Origin of the sequence: Natronorubrum sp. A-ect3, assembly GCF_041821125.1 — an archaeon.
GTDB classification, from domain to species: domain Archaea; phylum Halobacteriota; class Halobacteria; order Halobacteriales; family Natrialbaceae; genus Natronorubrum; species Natronorubrum bangense.
Map to the genome: position 1 here is coordinate 173,732 of NZ_JBGUBB010000002.1, position 15,939 is coordinate 189,670.

Here is a 15,939-nt window from a genome sequence, read left to right on the forward strand (position 1 = left end):
TCGGCACCTGGTGCTGACCACGTTTTATTTGACTGCCCGGACGTTGGGTTCTGTATGCAGCGGAGAGCGTTCCTTCGAACGGGCGGCGCCGTCGGCACCGCCGTGGCCCTCCCGCAGTCAGTCGTCGCGTCGACAGCAGCCAGCGCGTCGACTGCACTCGAGTCCACTCCGGACGGCGACCCACTCGGCCGTGTCGAGGTCGACGGTGCTGCCGAAGCCGTCGTCGGCGACGACGGCGAGACGGCGTATCTCGCCGCTACCACCGGCTTCGTCACCGTCGACATCAGCGACCCTGCAGATCCCACCGTGCTCGCCGAGCGACTCGACCTCGAGGTCGATGGCACTCGAATGACCGAGATCCTCGATGTGAAAGTCGACGGCGATCGACTCGCTGTCGTCGGCCCGGCGAACAGAACGTCTGCAGACGTCTTCCACGGCTTCGTGATCTACGACGTGAGCGACCCCGCTGATCCAGTCACCGTCAGCGATCCCTACGAAACCGGCTCTCACATCCACAACTGCTTTCTCGAGGACGACCTGCTCTATGTCGTCGAAAACGACACCGATGCCCACTCGCTCGTTATTTTCGACATCGGCGACGAGCCGACGGAGATCGGTCGCTGGTCGCTGCTCGACCACGAACCCGAGTGGGAGGCCATCTACTGGCTCGCTCGCTATCTCCACGACGTGTACGTTCACGAGGATGTCGCTGCCCTCGCACACTGGAACGCTGGCACTTATCTGCTCGACGTGAGCGACCCGACCGACCCGGAGCTGCTCTCGCGGGTCCGAGACACCGATCTCGAGACACAACGAGCACTCGAGAACGAGGATGCACAGATGGGGCTGCCGGGCAACGACCACTACTCGGCGATAGACGACAGTGGTGACCTTCTCGCGGTCGGTCGAGAAGCCTGGGAGACGGGTGGTGACGCCCCGGACGGACCGGGCGGGATCGATCTCTACGACATCAGCACCCCGAGCGAGCCAGCCTTCCGGGCGACGATTGACGCACCCGCAGCCGACGACGCATCCTACTACGGGGGGATGTGGACGACAGCGCACAACTTCGAGTTGCGTGACGGGCGACTCTACTCCTCGTGGTATCAAGGCGGTGTCAAAGTCCACGACGTGAGCGATCCCGCTGCACCCGACGAACGCGCCCACTGGCATGACGTCGACGAGGCAGGGTTCTGGACTGCCCGTGTCGCCGACCCCGGCGAAACGTTCGTTGCGAGCAGCACACCGTTGATCCCCAATGCGGACACCGAGGGGGCGCTGTACACATTCAGGAACGATCTGTCCGAGGCGAGCGCGGACTCTTCCGACCCGATTCCCGGCCTCTCCGGACCCACAGCCGCTGTTGGACTCGCAAGCGGGGCCATCGCCCTCGAGTGGCTGCGCCGACGCCGCGGTGTCGACGAGCGCTGACGGGCTGGTGTCTCTCTGAAACGTTCAGGAACAACCGTGATGGACGATAGCAAACGTCAAAACCTTATTGATCGCTCGAGTTCCTAGTTCCAGTAATGACGGATTCCAACGCTGTCTCTGACGCCGACACCGAGGCACCACTCAAAGAGCGTGTCGAGCGCTGGCTCAGCCGCGAGATGCCGATCATCCAGATGCACGGTGGGACGAGTGCCGTTCGTGCGGCTGACCCGGAGACCGGTGAAGTGATCATCGAACTCGGCGGTGGCTGCAAGGGGTGTTCGGTGAGTGATATCACGACCAGCAACATCGAGGCCGAACTGCTCACGTGGCCCGAGATCGACGACATTACGGTCCGCGTCCCCGACGCTCGCGAGAGTCTCGGCGGTCCCGACCAGGCCGAGTCGATCATGGGTGTCGACCGAACCGAAGGCGGCCGCGGTGACTGGGGTTCGTCGAACCCGGGCAAAGACCACCTCTAAGGACCTATTTCGTTGTGGCGTCTCGACTCCCATGACAGCGAGTTACGTGTGCCACGGTAACGAAGATGGCCTGTTTTGGGAAGTCCTATATCCTTTTACGCTCCCACTACAGAGTCATATATCATGATGACGCGTGGACGCCTGAACGCAGGAGGTGGCGGCAGTGAGTGACGACCCCGTCGACGAAGACGAGACGGAGACAGATGGCGGCGTTCGCGCCTACACTGTCCGTCTCGAGCTTGTCGATGAACCCGGTGAGCTCCTTCGCGCGCTCTCGCCGATCGCCGACAACGGTGGCAATCTCCTGAGTATCCACCACGAGCGCGGGAACATTACCCCTCGCGGGCATATCCCCGTCGAGGTCGACCTCGAATGCCCGCCGGACCGATTCGATGGCATCGTTGACGCGCTTCGCGACGCCGGTGTCAACGTCATTCAAGCCGGTGCCGAACACTACGGCGAGGAGATCAGCGTTGTCCTCGTTGGCAATCTCGTCGAGCGCGACCTCTCGAACACGCTCTCGCGGATCGAAGACGAGGCCAACGCCGTCGTTCGCGACCTCTCGCTTGCTGCACCCGACGGCACGGAGGCCGTCTCGAGTGCTCGAGTCCGGCTTGCGATCGACTCCGGTCGCTCCGATGCAGCACTTGAAGCGATCCGCTCGATCGGCTCGGAGAAGGAACTCACTGTCGTCGAACCACTCCTTGGAGGTGATGCCGCATGAAACTCGCAATTCTCGGTGCCGGAGACGTCGGCCGCTCGGTTGCTGACCTCGCCGGCGAGTACGGACACGAAGTCGTTGCGCTCGCTGACTCGACCACCGCCACAGTCGACGACGACGGGATCGATGTCGCCGGCGCACTCGAGCGAAAAGCCGGCGACGAGGCACTCGGCTCGAGCGAGCCCGACGACGTCTTCGACGCCGACTACGACGTCCTCGTCGAGGCGACGCCGACCACACTGGACGATGCCGAACCCGGCTTCTCGCACGTCAAACGCGCCCTCGAGGCCGACCGCCACGTCGTGTTGGCCAACAAAGGCCCCGTCGCAGAACGCTACGAAGAACTGCGCGCCCTCGAGGCCGACAGCGCGGGCTCGATCCGCTTTGAGGCCACCGTCGGCGGCGCGATTCCGGTGTTATCGACTATCGAAGACTCGACGCCACAGGCCGTCACCGCGGCCCGCGGCGTTCTGAACGGGACTGCGAACTTCATCCTGACGCGGATGGCCGCCGAAGGCCTCGACTACGAACACGTCCTCGCGGAAGCCCAGGACCTCGGTGTGGCTGAGGCTGACCCGACGTTCGACGTCGACGGCACCGACGCCGCGCTCAAGTTCGTCATCCTCGCGAACGTCCTCGCTGATGGTGGCTTCTCGCTCGAGGACGCCACGGTAGAGGGCATCCAGTCGATTCCTGGCAGCGCACTCGACCTCGCCGCCGAAGACGGCCGCACGATCCGCCTCATCGGCGAAGCGACCCGCGACGGCGTCCGCGTTGGGCCGCGACTCGTCCCCGAAAACGGCCCGCTTGCCGTCACCGGCACGCGAAACATCGTCCAGATCGAGACGCGAAACGCCGGCTCGCTGCACTCGAGTGGTCGCGGCGCTGGCGGCCCGGAGACAGCGACGGCAGTGCTTTCCGACGTCGGTCGACTCCCACCGCTGTAGTCGGTCGACACGCTCCGTCCGTTCACTTTTCACTCGAAATTTGACGTTCTCGAAACGCCGCGCGCGAGCGGTGGATCAACAGTATAGTAACAACTGAACCGACGGACACACGCATCGCACAGCCGTCGTGCGATGCGTGTGTATTGACGTTCAGTGGCTACTCTATTCAACGCTCGATTGCGCTACTGCGGCCGTCACCTCCGGGGACGGTTGCGAATTCGCGACCGACGTGTCACTGACTGCTGTCCCACAGTATAACAGACGGTCGTTCGCCGTGAGGACTCCAGATTTGGCGTTTCGTTTCCGCCGGTTGAACGTCCTGTACCGTGTGAATACTAGACAAACCGCAAGAAGGCGTCGGGGTCGACAGAATACGCTTTCGAAATGGTTTTAACCGCAACGAGCAAAATAGACCGATATAAGCGCCTTTGCGCGTGAGCTACAACAATGAGCGAACAACACCAGAACCTGGCCGTCATCGGCCACGTTGACCACGGGAAGAGTACGCTCGTGGGACGCCTCCTCTACGAGACGGGGAGCGTACCAGAGCACGTCATCGAACAGCACCGCGAAGAAGCAGAAGAGAAAGGCAAGGGCGGATTCGAGTTCGCCTACGTCATGGACAACCTCGCAGAAGAGCGAGAGCGTGGTGTCACCATCGACATCGCCCACCAGGAGTTCACCACCGACGAGTACGACTTCACTATCGTCGACTGTCCTGGCCACCGCGACTTCGTGAAGAACATGATCACGGGCGCATCCCAGGCGGACAACGCCGTCCTCGTCGTCGCCGCTGACGACGGTGTCGCGCCCCAGACCCAGGAGCACGTCTTCCTGGCTCGTACCCTCGGTATCGACGAACTCATCATCGGCGTCAACAAGATGGACGTTGTCGACTACAAGGAGTCGACCTACGACGACGTCGTCGAAGAGGTTACGCAGCTGCTCAAGCAGGTCCAGTTCAACACCGAGGACGCCTCGTTCATCCCGATCTCGGCGTTCGAAGGCGACAACATCGCCGAGGCCTCCGACAACACGCCGTGGTACGACGGCGAGACCCTGCTCGAGGCACTCAACAGCCTGCCAGCACCACAGCCACCAACGGACGCACCGCTCCGACTCCCAATTCAGGACGTCTACACGATCTCCGGCATCGGTACCGTCCCAGTCGGACGTATCGAGACCGGTGTCATGAACATCGGCGACAACGTCTCCTTCCAGCCATCGGACGTCGGTGGCGAAGTCAAGACGATCGAGATGCACCACGAAGAGGTGCCAAAAGCCGAGCCCGGTGACAACGTTGGATTCAACGTCCGCGGCATCGGTAAGGACGACATCCGCCGTGGTGACGTCTGTGGCCCAGCCGACGACCCACCAAGCGTCGCCGAGACGTTCCAGGCCCAGGTCGTCGTCATGCAGCACCCATCCGTGATCACGGCCGGCTACACGCCGGTCTTCCACGCCCACACGGCTCAGGTCGCCTGTACGATCGAATCCATCGACAAGAAAATGGACCCCGCAAGCGGCGAGGTCGCCGAGGAGAACCCAGACTTCATCCAGTCGGGTGACGCTGCTGTGGTCACCATCCGACCACAAAAGCCCCTCAGCATCGAGCCATCGAGCGAGATCCCCGAACTCGGGAGCTTCGCCATCCGCGACATGGGTCAGACCATCGCGGCCGGAAAGGTTCTCGAGGTCCACGACAAATAAATGCAGCAGGCACGCGTTCGACTCGCGGGCACGAGTCCAGACGACTTAGACGACATCTGCGACGACGTCCGCGAGATTGCGAACAACACCGGCGTCAACCTGAGCGGTCCGATCCCGCTGCCGACGAAGACCCTCGAGGTGCCGACCCGGAAGTCGCCTGACGGCGAGGGTACCGCCACGTGGGAGCACTGGGAGATGCGCGTCCACAAGCGCCTGATCGATCTGGACGCCGACGAACGCGCACTCCGCCAGCTCATGCGCATTCAGGTGCCAAACGACGTCTCCATCGAGATCGTCCTCGAAGACTAACGGCCGATCGCGACCGGAATCCGTTTTTCACCGTTTTCTTATCTGGTTACGAGCACCTGCGCTCGAGTGACGGTCGCGCTTGCTGCAGTCCGGCAGAGGGGCTTTTGTTCTTCGCTGCCCACTAAGCTGCCATGGTGGATCGATCGCGGTCGCGGTCGGGACGCAGACGCCGATCCGGGACAGACACAGTCGACTCGAGCAGTCCGATCTTCGATCTGCTGGTCGTCTTCGCCCTCGTATTTGTGGTCCAACAGTTCACGGCGCTGCTCGGACTCGGCGTGATGGCCGGGCTGTTCGTCCTCGCACCGCCGTTGACCACCAATCCGTGGACAGTCGTCACGAGCGTCTACGCCCACGGCGGCGTTGGGCACCTACTCTCGAACAGCCTCGCGCTGGTCGTCTTCGGCTGGCCAGTCGCTCGAGCAACGACGAGACTGCGATTTCACGCGTTCTTTCTCGTGACGGGCGCGATCGCCGGCGTTTCACAGATCCTCCTGACGAACGCCGCGGCGTCGGCACCGCTGATCAGCGTCGCCGGAACCCAAGGCGTCCTCGGTGCCAGCGGCGCCGTCTTCGCACTGCTTGGCTATCTCATCGCCTCGAATCGGCTCTCGAGTAGCCTGCGCTCCGTTGTCGACATCCCACGATGGCTGGTCATCATCATCGTCATCGGCCTCGCAACTGCCGTCACGCTGGCAACTGCAGCCCCCGGTGTCGCGTTGCTCGCTCACTTTACGGGCTTTCTCCTCGGCCTGCTCGCTGGCCGTGTGCGCCTGTTGTCCGTCGGCTCACGTCGCGCCGCGATGTGAGAGACTGCGTCGCCACCGGGCTCACACGTCGGCTGCGAAACACAAGCTACAAGTAGAATCCCTGGGTATGAATGCTCGAGGGCTCGTAGATCAGTGGTAGATCGCTTCCTTCGCAAGGAAGAGGCCCTGGGTTCAAATCCCAGCGAGTCCACTATTTTGCGCCGCAAGCAAATTCCCGAGCGGCGCGAATCGTCGTCGACGACGGGATTTGAAGCCCTCCCAGTCGCGCGCAGCGAAAGCGAGCACGTCTGGTTTCTGGCTCAAACCCCAGCGACCCCAGCAATATTTTGTACCGTTTCGAGTTATGTCGATAGTCGCATCCGTAGCGACTGACACTACAGTATGCAGCAGCGGTTCGACCCTCCCTCAAAATCGAGTGGTTGCCGGTACGGGATTTGCCCCCGCGTTGGCTGGCGATGTTCGTGGAGGGAACCGGGAGTGGTCATGGTCGGCGTGACGATTTCGCGTTGGTCGTCGGCCACCGTTCTATGACCACCCCAAAGCGGTCGCTGCCGACACCGCCAGTCGGCCAAAAATACTATATCTGAACTGACATTCCATGAAAATGGGCTGGGACGGTAGGTGGTGGTTCGTTTCCAGCCCGATATCGGATTTGATAACTACGTTCTTTAATCACACGATATCCGGTACCAAACATCGGCTTTCGAACGGCTGCTCGAGTCTACTGTGGCGTTGCCTGCTCGAGTCACAACCGTCGTCATCTCGCCAGTCAAACGCGCTCGAGCAGTTCTGGTTCGTCTCGGTGCCGTGCGTCCAAGCCGTTACCGCGCTGGCTTGCTCGCAAGCCACGAGTGGAGCCGTTCGACGAGGGCTGCAGCCACAGTCTCGGCAATTCGGTCGGGTGACTCGGTCAGGTCCCAGACCACGTCGCCGGTCTGGGTGACCGTCACCCACCTGACGTAGTCGCCGCGGTCCAACTCGAGCAAGACGTCCTCGAGCGCTGCCTCGTCGAGTTGATAGTCGATCGTCGCTTCAATGCGGGCGGCGAGCTGGCTGGTCGTCGCGAGTACGCGATCGTCATCGGACTCGAGTGAGGGGCCAGCGGAGATCGTTGGGGAGGGTGGCTGCTTCGTCACGGTTGCTCGAGCGGTTGTGCGCCGGCTCGGATGACAGTTCGCCTTCAGCGGGCCGCCACCTATATGACCCCGAATCGTTAGGCCTCGCCGCTTCGTCTAGACTCCTATGCCGACCGTTTACGCCGCACTTCGGGATCGCCTGCTCGTCTGTACGAGCGCCGACCGTCGCCCCAATGTGTGGACCACTGTCACTCGACTCGAGGGTCACACACTCGAGTGTATCGCTGCGTCGCCTGCCCGACCGGAGCGGGTGTTCGTCGGGACGTTCGAGGGTGGCCTGTTCCGGTCCCAGACGGGCGGCGACTCGTTCGAGCGCCTCGAGACGGGGTTTGTCAGCGACGCCGTACTGTCGCTCACCATCAGCCCGCACGATCCGGACGTCCTCTATGCCGGAACGGAGCCGAGTCGCGTCTATCGCTCGACGGACGGTGGCGATACCTGGACGCAGCTCACGGGGCTAACCGATCTCCCTTCTGCCGACGAGTGGTCCTTTCCGCCGCGGCCCCACACCCACCACGTTCGCTGGCTCGAGGTCGATCCGTTCGATCCCGAGCGGCTGTACGTCGGCATCGAGGCGGGCGCGTTCGTCCTGAGCACTGATGGTGGCGAGACGTGGCAGGGACGACCGGCCGGCTCCCGTCGGGACAACCACACGCTGGCGACTCACGCCGGCCGGGAAGGGCGGGTCTACACTGCTGCTGGCGACGGCTACGCTGTAAGCGACGACGGCGCCAAGACGTGGTCACGTCCACAGGACGGGCTCGCACACACCTACTGCTGGGGGCTGGCCGTCGATCCCGCCGATCCGGACGCGGTCATCGTCTCGAGTGCGAGCGGCGCTCGGAGCGCGCACACAGCCGAGACGGCCGAGTCATACGTCTATCGGCGGACCGGTGAGGTGCCCTGGGAGCGACTCGACGACCACGGGCTGCCGACGGGCGACGGCGTCGTTCGCGCTGTCTTCGAGACGACGGACGAGGACGGCGTCGTCTACGCCCTGAACAACCGAGGTCTGTTCGTCACCGACGATTTCGGCGACGAATGGGGTCGCGTCGGGATCGACTGGGACGAGGAACTCGAGCGCCAGACACCTCGCGGGATCGTGGTCCTTCCGTCGTGACACGATCGAACGAATCACTCGAGTAAGATTACGTCAGTTGTCGACGCTCGAGTGCTCGAGCAGGACGACGATCGCGACGGCATGGACTGGTGCCAGGAGGGCGGTCGTCGTGACCGTCCCGCCGGAAAGACTCGCAAGCGCCCACCCGGCGAGGCCGACGACGAGGATCACGCCGAAGACCGTCCAGCCGTGGCCACGCGTTCGGCGGACGCTCTCGCCCAGCGCTCGCTTCGGACTGCGGCCCGCGACGAGCAAGCCCGGAACGGCAAAGAGCCGGACGGTGACGGCGAGATACAACACCAGCAGCGGCAGTCCCCACAGCCCCATTTCCTGGAGCGCGTCGATCGATCCGAGCCCCCGCTGGACGAGGTCGAACACGATAACGAACCCGAAGACGGAGCCCACGGTCGCAAGCCGTACGTCCCGATCCATCGCGCGGGCCATCGTGACGACTCCCGCGAAGACGACCACCACCAGGGGAAGCAGATACAGTGTGAGCCCCCAGGCGAGATACTCCGGGTGGAGGCCGACCAGCGACTCGAGCGGCGTCATCGTCTGTGCCACGCCGGTCGGATAGCCGGCGTACTCGAGATCGATCGAGAGGCCGTTCTCCCAGGGAATCTCCCGCTCGAAGGTCGGGATCGGATCGCGTCGCCGGAGTGCGTCGACGACGGCGAGGACGAACCCCGCGACAGCGAACGGAACGAGCAGGGACGGGTTTCGACGGAGCCGGCCGACGGCCGCCGAGAGGACGTGCGCCACGGACGACTCTCGACGGTCGGCCCCATCGTTTCGGCTGCGCGCCACTGTTAGCTCGCCTCCTCGAGGGCCAGCAGTCCTTCGTCGGTGAGGACGTACAGCGTGCCGTCGTCGACGATCGGCTGCGTGAAGTACGTCGCCCCCTCGTAGGTCCACCGTCGGTCGCCTGTCTCGGTGTCGATCGCGACCAGTTCGGAGATCTGGTAGCCGAGGTAGACGACGCCGTCGGCGACGATCGGGTCCGTGTCGGGACGGTAGTCGGCGGTCCACTCTCGCTCGCCGCTCTCGAGGTCGATCGCGTGCAACGACTCCGCGCCATCGGTGACGAACACCGTCCCGTTGGCGACGGCGGCGCTGCCGTCGGTGCCGTTCCCGTCGTGAGTGTACTCCCACAGCACGCTCCCGTCGGCCGGATCGAGCAGCGTGAGCCCCTCTTGGTCGGGGACGACGAGTCCCGCATCGGTCGCTGTCGGCGGCCCGAAATTGCGGTATCTCAGGGGGCTCTCCGGGTGTGGTTCGGGCCTGTCGCTCCAGCGAGTGTCGCCCGTCTCGGCGTCGAACGCGACGACGTCGCCGGGACGACTCGAGACGAAGACGGTCCCGTCGCGGACCGCCGGTCGGTTCGAACCGCTCGACCGTTCGTCGCCGACCGTTCGCTCCCACTGGACGTGGCCACTGCTTCCGTCCACGGCGACGACGCGATCGGTGTCGGGAACGATCGCGTACACCGCACCATCCGCAGCGACGGGTGACGGTTCCTGTGGGGACGAACTGGACCAGCGCTGGGTCTCTCGGCCGTGGCTGTACCAGCGCTCGGTGCCAACCGACCGTCCGAAAACCTCGTAGCCGCCGTCCGCGCTCAGTCCGAGCAGTCCCTCCCGGCCACTGACGGCGAGCGTGTCGCTTCGGTAGGCGCTCGCCGTGGCTCGAGCCGGCGTCGACCGGTACTGGCCGTCTCGCGTGAACTGAATCTCGCCGGTGTCGCGATCGAACGCGACGAGCGACTGCCGGCCGACCGCGTACAGCGTCTCCCCGACGAGAATCGGTGCCGTCAGCCCGTACATGCTCGAGTCCGTGTCTCGCTGCCACGCGACCTTGACGCCGTCTTTCGGCCCACTCGAATCGGGGTTGTACCCGGTTCCCGCGGGATCGTACCGCGCCATTGGCCACTCGATTTCGGAGACACTCGAGACCGATATCGGTCCATCAAGGAACCGGGCGCCGCCAGCGAGGCCCGCGAGGGCGAAGCCGCCACCGGCGAGTACATGTCGTCTGGAGGGCATCACCGAAGGGGTTCGCCCACAGAACATGTAAACACTCTCATTCGTTCGGGCTGAATTCAACGGCGACTGTCCGCTTTGGCGCACTCACCTGAGCGGCGTTCTCGCCGGCTGACGGAGCGACCGACTCGAGTGTCCGTGCAATCGGGTGCATGCTTCGAAATCCTTTTAGGCGCTACACGGGCATAGTAGAGTAACTGAGTGATATCATGGACGTCGACATCATCTCCGAATCGGAGAACCCCATGTTGCATCGAACAGACGTTACCTTCGAACTGACCCACGAGGACGCTACGCCCTCTCGTCTGCAGGTTCGAGACAGTCTCGCGGCCAAACTGAACAAAGACGCCGACGAGGTCGTCGTCCGCAAACTCGACACCAAGTTCGGGATGCGCAAGACCGTTGGCGAGGCCAAAGTCTACGACACGGCCGACGACGCCCGCGAGGTCGAGCAGGACCACATGCTCGAGCGAAACAAGATCGGCGCTGAAGAGGCTGAGGCGGAAGCCGAAGCGGAGGAAGCATAAATGTCCCGACACGAACTCTACAACGACGACGGCACCACCGACCGAGAAATGTGTCCCCGCTGTGGCGACGTTTTCCTTGCTGACCACGGCGACCGCACCCACTGTGGCAAGTGCGGCTACACCGAGTGGGCATAACGGTACTGACCAGTTCCACTACTCGCCGCGCATTCGTGTCGAGACGTAGACACCACACGTGAGTTCTGACACCCGAATCCTTGGAATCGAAGGCACTGCCTGGGCAGCCAGCGCAGCAGTGTACGATTCTACGACCGACGACGTCGCCATCGAGAGCGACGCGTACGAACCCGAAAGCGGCGGCATTCATCCTCGCGAGGCCGCCGAACACATGCACGAGGCGATCCCTCGAGTCGTCGAAACGGCCCTCGAGCACGCCCGCAAAACCCACGATGGGCCGGCGACGGAGCCGCCCGTCGACGCGATTGCATTCTCGCAGGGCCCCGGACTCGGCCCCTGTCTCCGTATCGTCGGGACGGCCGCACGAGCGCTGAGTCAGACGCTCGAGGTCCCGCTCGTTGGCGTCAATCACATGGTCGCCCACCTCGAGATTGGCCGCCACACCTCTGGTTTCGACTCGCCGGTCTGTCTGAACGCAAGCGGGGCCAACGCCCATCTCCTCGCGTATCGCAACGGCCGATATCGCGTGCTTGGGGAGACGATGGACACCGGCGTCGGCAACGCGATCGACAAGTTCACACGCCACGTTGGCTGGTCACATCCCGGTGGCCCGAAAGTCGAAGCGGCCGCCGAAGACGGCGAGTACGTGGAGCTTCCCTACGTCGTCAAAGGGATGGACTTCTCGTTTTCGGGGATCATGAGCGCCGCCAAACAGCGCTACGATGACGGGACTCCTGTTGCAGACATCTGCTTTTCGCTCCAGGAGAACATCTTCGGAATGCTCACCGAGGTCGCAGAACGTGCGCTCTCGCTGACTGGCAGCGACGAACTCGTCCTCGGCGGCGGTGTCGGACAGAACGCCCGGCTGCGCGAGATGCTTGCGGCGATGTGTGACCAGCGCGGGGCCAGCTTTCACGCCCCAGCTGCTCGGTTTTTGGGTGACAACGCGGGCATGATCGCCGTGCTCGGCGCAAAGATGTACGACGCTGGTGACACCCTCGAGCTCGCTGAGTCGCGCGTGAACCCGAACTACCGGCCTGATCAGGTGGCTGTTACGTGGCGTGGGAAGTCCGAGCGAAGCGAGGACCTCGAGATCGGACGCGAGACGGTACAGGGCGCTGAAGCCCTCGTCGATCTCGAGCCCGACGCCGGCCGCGTCACGAAGCGCCGCGAACCGAAGCGCTACCGCCACCCCGACCTCGACGACCGCCTCCGCCGTGAGCGCACGACTCTCGAGGCCCGACTGACGAGTCTTGCTCGTCGTGCGGGTGTTCCGACCCCTGTCCTCACCGACGTTGACCCAACCGACGCCCGACTCGAGTTCGAGTACGTCGGCGAGGCCGATCTCCGCGATGGGCTGTCCGTCGAGCGGGTTCGCGACGTCGGCCGTCATCTCGCACGACTCCACGGGGCCGGGTTCGTCCACGGCGATCCGACGACGCGGAACGTCAGAGTCGGGCAGACAGAACGACCGTCTCGAGATGGCGACCGCGAACGAACGTTCCTCATCGACTTCGGGCTCGGCTACCACACAGATCACGTCGAAGACTATGCGATGGATCTCCACGTCTTCGATCAGAGTCTCGTCGGCACGGCCACCGACCCCACCCCACTCCGAGAGGCCGTTCGAGAGGGGTATCGCGAGATCGGCGACCACCGCGTCCTCGAGCGTCTCGAGGACGTGGAGGGGCGTGGTCGGTACGTAACCGACTGAGACCGTCGTGCCCGCAGAACTCTCTTCGGGTGTGCCATAAGACAGCGACGGCGATGGTCTGGCTGCGCGGACGGAGACGAGCACCCAATACTCATATCACGGGAGACCGTACTGTCGCCCATGGCAGACAAGCCGACTTCCGGAGAGATTCTCGGGATCCCGTACAACTTCGAACGACCGAACTTCAGCAACATGCTCTCCGCACACTGGCAACCCGGCGAAGGGATGCTTGTGGAGAAACCGTTCGGTGTTGGCTACACCCTGAACCTCGCCAACTGGCGCTCGTGGGTTGTTGTACTCGTCGCCGGCGCACTCCTGTGGCAGCAAGAACAGGGCTCCGCCGAGGAGTCACAAGACGCCGACGACGAACCTGTCGAAGTCATCGTTGACGACGACGGCAACTAACGTTTTCTCGGGTCACGGCGACCCATTCTCGACGCGTTCGTGTAGACTGTGAGCCGCTGCGAGCGATCTCTCGAGCGTTCGAACCGGTCAACCGACGCCTATTTTCCGTCTGGGACCCCCGCCTCGTACATGGCCATTCGATTCGTCACTGGCAACGAGGGAAAAGTCCGTGAGGCACGCGAGTATCTCGCGGGAATCGAACCAGTCGAACAGATCGAGTACGATTACACCGAGATTCAAAGCGACTCGCTTTCCGAGATCGCCGCCCATGGCGCTCGCGAGGCCTTCCGTGAATCCGGCTCTGAGCAGCCAGTGCTTGTCGACGACGCGGGGCTGTTCGTCGACGCTCTGGGCGGGTTTCCGGGGCCGTACTCGGCGTACGTCGAAGACACCGTCGGCGTCGAGCGCCTTTGGCGACTCGCACGCGAGGAGGACAACCGTCGTGCACGCTTCAAAACGGTGCTCGCGTACGTGGATGCAACTGGCACCGAGACGTTCGAGGGCTCGGTCGCCGGGACGCTCGTTGCCCCGCGTGGCGACGGTGGCTTCGGCTACGATCCGATCTTCGAGTACAACGGGCAGACGATGGCCGAGATGAGCACCGAGGAGAAAAACGCGATCTCGCACCGTGGCCGCGCGCTCGCCGAATTTGCGGAGTGGCACGCCGACCACGAGGCGTAGTCTCGGCGCTCGACTTGCGTCTTATTCTCGCGGATCGCAGTCTGGGCCCGGATACGTGCCGCCTTCGACGGCCTCGTACAGACTTTCGGGATCGAACAGCCGCGCGAACGCATCCGGTGGGCGAACGCTGACGGCGACATGCGACTGCAAGGAAAGCCCGGCCTGTGCCGATCCCAGTCCGTCGTCGTACGACAGGAGGTGTGCTGCACCACCGCGATAGGCCGATGCGAGCGCCGGATGATCGCCTTCGGGATGGTCGACGGCGACGCGGTCGGCCTCGAGTCGCACCCGATGGTCGGCTGCGAGTTCCGGATCGGCAAGGGCCGTGACGAGCCGTTCCGTTTGCTCGAGCAAGGGATCGCTCGCGACCAGTTCGACCCACGAGTGACGGCGGACGTGATCGAGCGCGTCGCGGGCGTCACCGTCGACGAGCAGATCGGCAGCGAGGACAGCTGCGTCCGCAACGACACGTGCGGGGTTGGGCTGGTCAGGCATCGGTCGCTGCCTCCGAACCCGAGCAGTCATCGTTCGTCGTCTGGATCTCCTCGAGGTCGACGTCGTACGTGTCGGCGCGTTCGAAGAGGGATTCCCAGGACACTGTCATCGCTGGCTCTTCGATGCCCGGGGAGAAAAGCAGCGTGTCTCCCACGCTGTGTGGCGTTCGTTTCGTCCTGTGTTCACCACCCAGCACTCACTGGCCGGTCACTCCGACCGGGAGCTGAGCCAGCAGGCGACGGTCCCGAGGACGAAGGCGACGCCGACGTTGACCGCCAGTCCGACGACGCCAACGCCGATGACGATGACGAGCGCTCGAGACCCGGCGATTGGGGCGATGGCGGCTCGAGCAAGCTCGAGGGCGACGACGACGAGCAAGACACCGAGCAGGGAGAGCGGAAACGCAGCGAGGAGTGCGCCGGTTGCGACCAATGCGAGTGCGAGATATCCCACGCCAAGGATGACGTTCGCGCCCCCGGTTCGGGCACCGAAGGCGTACTTGCCCGCGAGCCCGCCGCTGCCGTGACACATCGGGACGCCACCGATCGGGATCGCTGCGAGACAGGTTACGCCCATGCTCGTCGAGAGCGTGTCGGACGAAACGTCTCGATCGTAGAGATCGCCACAGAGCAGGGCGGTTGCAATCGCTGCGTTCCCGACGGTCATGCCGAGCTGAGCCACGGTTCCCTCGAGAGCTGCGCCGGACAGCGTCGGTGTCCCTGCGGGAAAGAGTGTGGGATCGGGGAGTCGAGGTGTCGGCATCCCCGTCGTCGCGACGGCAACGACGCCGCCGAGACCGAGGACGAGCAACACGCTCGGCTGTCGGTAGCCAACGACCGCAAGCAGGCCGACGACGGCGAGTCCGACGGCTGCAACCGGGAGGTTTCCAGTCGAGAGCCCGACCGCTGCCTCGAGCAAGAGCAAGGCGACGGCAAACTGGACACCTCGGATCGCGGGCTCGCCGACGACCGTCTGGAGACGGCCGACGAGGCCGAGGTTCCCCACAGTTAGGAGGACACCGCCTGCGAGCAATCCGGCAGCGGCGAGTTCAGGATAGGAAAGCGAGCCAACGATCGCCAGCCCAATTAGGGCCTTCATCGGTTCGACAGAAAGCGGCATTCCGTAGTACACCCCCCAGATGATCTGGAAGACACCGAACCCGAGTAGAACGTGGGGTACGGAGACAGTCGTCGTCGCTGCGAGAGCAACCAACAGGGGGAGTACTGTAACCGAATCACCTAGCGCACCCGTGAGTTCGCTTGCAGAGATCTCGAGCCCAGAATCGGTCTCTGAGCGGAGCGAGTGCGCCATCAATGGCCG

Annotated in this window: 18 protein-coding genes and 1 tRNA gene; 14 read left to right on the forward strand and 5 right to left on the reverse strand. The window is 63.8% G+C overall.

Annotated elements, in window-relative coordinates; translation table 11 throughout:
* Positions 1–54: 54 nt before the first annotated feature.
* The 8 genes from ACERJA_RS07475 (at position 55) to ACERJA_RS07510 (ending at position 6,557) form a co-directional block, all read left to right on the forward strand.
* The gene (locus ACERJA_RS07475) at positions 55–1,431 is read left to right on the forward strand and encodes an LVIVD repeat-containing protein (RefSeq protein ID WP_373607623.1); all 1,377 of its coding nucleotides are present in this window, start codon (positions 55–57) and stop codon (positions 1,429–1,431) included.
* A 95-nt stretch (positions 1,432–1,526) separates the two neighbouring features.
* Entirely contained in the window at positions 1,527–1,910 is a 384-nt protein-coding gene (locus ACERJA_RS07480) for a NifU family protein (protein ID WP_373607624.1), read from the forward strand.
* A 154-nt stretch (positions 1,911–2,064) separates the two neighbouring features.
* On the forward strand, positions 2,065–2,634 hold the full coding sequence (locus ACERJA_RS07485; RefSeq protein WP_006064869.1) for a hypothetical protein: 570 nt from the start codon (positions 2,065–2,067) through the stop codon (positions 2,632–2,634).
* Positions 2,631–3,578: a homoserine dehydrogenase gene (locus ACERJA_RS07490; RefSeq protein ID WP_006064868.1), complete on the forward strand. Its 948-nt coding sequence runs from the start codon at positions 2,631–2,633 to the stop codon at positions 3,576–3,578. Before ACERJA_RS07485 ends, ACERJA_RS07490 begins: the two co-directional genes overlap by 4 nt.
* Positions 3,579–4,025: 447 nt before the next feature.
* Positions 4,026–5,288 carry a translation elongation factor EF-1 subunit alpha gene (gene tuf / locus ACERJA_RS07495; protein ID WP_373607625.1) on the forward strand — a complete coding sequence of 421 codons (1,263 nt, stop codon included), beginning with the start codon at positions 4,026–4,028 and terminating at the stop codon, positions 5,286–5,288.
* Positions 5,289–5,597: a 30S ribosomal protein S10 gene (gene rpsJ, locus ACERJA_RS07500; protein ID WP_004215311.1), complete on the forward strand. Its 309-nt coding sequence runs from the start codon at positions 5,289–5,291 to the stop codon at positions 5,595–5,597.
* Between the two features lie 131 nt (positions 5,598–5,728).
* The gene (locus ACERJA_RS07505) at positions 5,729–6,406 is read left to right on the forward strand and encodes a rhomboid family intramembrane serine protease (RefSeq protein ID WP_006064866.1); all 678 of its coding nucleotides are present in this window, start codon (positions 5,729–5,731) and stop codon (positions 6,404–6,406) included.
* 79 nt (positions 6,407–6,485) lie between these two features.
* Positions 6,486–6,557, forward strand: a tRNA-Ala gene (locus tag ACERJA_RS07510).
* Between the two features lie 631 nt (positions 6,558–7,188).
* On the opposite strand, the gene ACERJA_RS07515 is transcribed toward ACERJA_RS07510, so the two are convergent.
* Positions 7,189–7,503, reverse strand: coding sequence for a hypothetical protein (locus ACERJA_RS07515; protein ID WP_373607626.1), 315 nt, complete (start codon positions 7,501–7,503; stop codon positions 7,189–7,191).
* A gap of 106 nt (positions 7,504–7,609) precedes the next feature.
* Here ACERJA_RS07515 and ACERJA_RS07520 point away from each other — a divergent pair, with 106 nt between their 5' ends.
* On the forward strand, positions 7,610–8,623 hold the full coding sequence (locus ACERJA_RS07520) for a hypothetical protein (RefSeq protein ID WP_373607627.1): 1,014 nt from the start codon (positions 7,610–7,612) through the stop codon (positions 8,621–8,623).
* A gap of 33 nt (positions 8,624–8,656) precedes the next feature.
* On the opposite strand, the gene ACERJA_RS07525 is transcribed toward ACERJA_RS07520, so the two are convergent.
* Positions 8,657–9,430 (reverse strand): hypothetical protein, encoded by a 774-nt coding sequence (locus tag ACERJA_RS07525; RefSeq protein WP_373607628.1) that lies wholly within the window; start codon positions 9,428–9,430, stop codon positions 8,657–8,659.
* Positions 9,431–9,432: 2 nt separating this feature from the next.
* Positions 9,433–10,665, reverse strand: a complete 1,233-nt coding sequence (locus ACERJA_RS07530; protein ID WP_373607629.1) for a PQQ-binding-like beta-propeller repeat protein — start codon at positions 10,663–10,665, stop codon at positions 9,433–9,435.
* A gap of 206 nt (positions 10,666–10,871) precedes the next feature.
* Here ACERJA_RS07530 and ACERJA_RS07535 point away from each other — a divergent pair, with 206 nt between their 5' ends.
* The 5 genes from ACERJA_RS07535 to ACERJA_RS07555 all read left to right on the forward strand — a co-directional run bounded on the left by ACERJA_RS07535 (position 10,872) and on the right by ACERJA_RS07555 (position 14,124).
* The gene (locus tag ACERJA_RS07535) at positions 10,872–11,189 is read left to right on the forward strand and encodes a 30S ribosomal protein S24e (protein ID WP_006064861.1); all 318 of its coding nucleotides are present in this window, start codon (positions 10,872–10,874) and stop codon (positions 11,187–11,189) included.
* A complete protein-coding gene (locus ACERJA_RS07540; protein ID WP_006064860.1) occupies positions 11,190–11,324 on the forward strand; it encodes a 30S ribosomal protein S27ae in 135 nt (44 codons plus the stop codon).
* Positions 11,325–11,382: 58 nt separating this feature from the next.
* Positions 11,383–13,038 carry a bifunctional N(6)-L-threonylcarbamoyladenine synthase/serine/threonine protein kinase gene (locus tag ACERJA_RS07545; RefSeq protein WP_373607630.1) on the forward strand — a complete coding sequence of 552 codons (1,656 nt, stop codon included), beginning with the start codon at positions 11,383–11,385 and terminating at the stop codon, positions 13,036–13,038.
* Between the two features lie 120 nt (positions 13,039–13,158).
* Positions 13,159–13,443 carry a DUF5808 domain-containing protein gene (locus ACERJA_RS07550; protein WP_373607631.1) on the forward strand — a complete coding sequence of 95 codons (285 nt, stop codon included), beginning with the start codon at positions 13,159–13,161 and terminating at the stop codon, positions 13,441–13,443.
* Positions 13,444–13,572: 129 nt separating this feature from the next.
* Positions 13,573–14,124: an XTP/dITP diphosphatase gene (locus tag ACERJA_RS07555; protein ID WP_373607632.1), complete on the forward strand. Its 552-nt coding sequence runs from the start codon at positions 13,573–13,575 to the stop codon at positions 14,122–14,124.
* 21 nt (positions 14,125–14,145) lie between these two features.
* Here ACERJA_RS07555 and ACERJA_RS07560 read toward each other — a convergent pair whose 3' ends face one another.
* Both ACERJA_RS07560 and ACERJA_RS07565 read right to left on the reverse strand, forming a co-directional pair.
* Positions 14,146–14,619, reverse strand: coding sequence for a hypothetical protein (locus ACERJA_RS07560; RefSeq protein ID WP_373607633.1), 474 nt, complete (start codon positions 14,617–14,619; stop codon positions 14,146–14,148).
* 207 nt (positions 14,620–14,826) lie between these two features.
* Complete coding sequence (locus ACERJA_RS07565; protein WP_373607634.1) at positions 14,827–15,930, reverse strand: putative sulfate/molybdate transporter; 1,104 nt, start codon at positions 15,928–15,930, stop codon at positions 14,827–14,829.
* Positions 15,931–15,939 lie beyond the last annotated feature (9 nt).

Bases quoted from the DNA above. Each gene is read 5' to 3' on its own strand.
- ACERJA_RS07550 (WP_373607631.1), top strand. From the start codon at position 13,159: ATGGCAGACAAGCCGACTTCCGGAGAGATTCTCGGGATCCCGTACAAC.
- ACERJA_RS07505 (WP_006064866.1), top strand. From the start codon at position 5,729: ATGGTGGATCGATCGCGGTCGCGGTCGGGACGCAGACGCCGATCCGGG.
- ACERJA_RS07565 (WP_373607634.1), bottom strand. From the start codon at position 15,930: ATGGCGCACTCGCTCCGCTCAGAGACCGATTCTGGGCTCGAGATCTCT.
- ACERJA_RS07480 (WP_373607624.1), top strand. From the start codon at position 1,527: ATGACGGATTCCAACGCTGTCTCTGACGCCGACACCGAGGCACCACTC.
- tuf (WP_373607625.1), top strand. From the start codon at position 4,026: ATGAGCGAACAACACCAGAACCTGGCCGTCATCGGCCACGTTGACCAC.
- ACERJA_RS07560 (WP_373607633.1), bottom strand. From the start codon at position 14,619: ATGCCTGACCAGCCCAACCCCGCACGTGTCGTTGCGGACGCAGCTGTC.
- ACERJA_RS07535 (WP_006064861.1), top strand. From the start codon at position 10,872: ATGGACGTCGACATCATCTCCGAATCGGAGAACCCCATGTTGCATCGA.
- rpsJ (WP_004215311.1), top strand. From the start codon at position 5,289: ATGCAGCAGGCACGCGTTCGACTCGCGGGCACGAGTCCAGACGACTTA.
- ACERJA_RS07490 (WP_006064868.1), top strand. From the start codon at position 2,631: ATGAAACTCGCAATTCTCGGTGCCGGAGACGTCGGCCGCTCGGTTGCT.
- ACERJA_RS07555 (WP_373607632.1), top strand. From the start codon at position 13,573: ATGGCCATTCGATTCGTCACTGGCAACGAGGGAAAAGTCCGTGAGGCA.
- ACERJA_RS07530 (WP_373607629.1), bottom strand. From the start codon at position 10,665: ATGCCCTCCAGACGACATGTACTCGCCGGTGGCGGCTTCGCCCTCGCG.
- ACERJA_RS07520 (WP_373607627.1), top strand. From the start codon at position 7,610: ATGCCGACCGTTTACGCCGCACTTCGGGATCGCCTGCTCGTCTGTACG.
- ACERJA_RS07540 (WP_006064860.1), top strand. From the start codon at position 11,190: ATGTCCCGACACGAACTCTACAACGACGACGGCACCACCGACCGAGAA.
- ACERJA_RS07475 (WP_373607623.1), top strand. From the start codon at position 55: ATGCAGCGGAGAGCGTTCCTTCGAACGGGCGGCGCCGTCGGCACCGCC.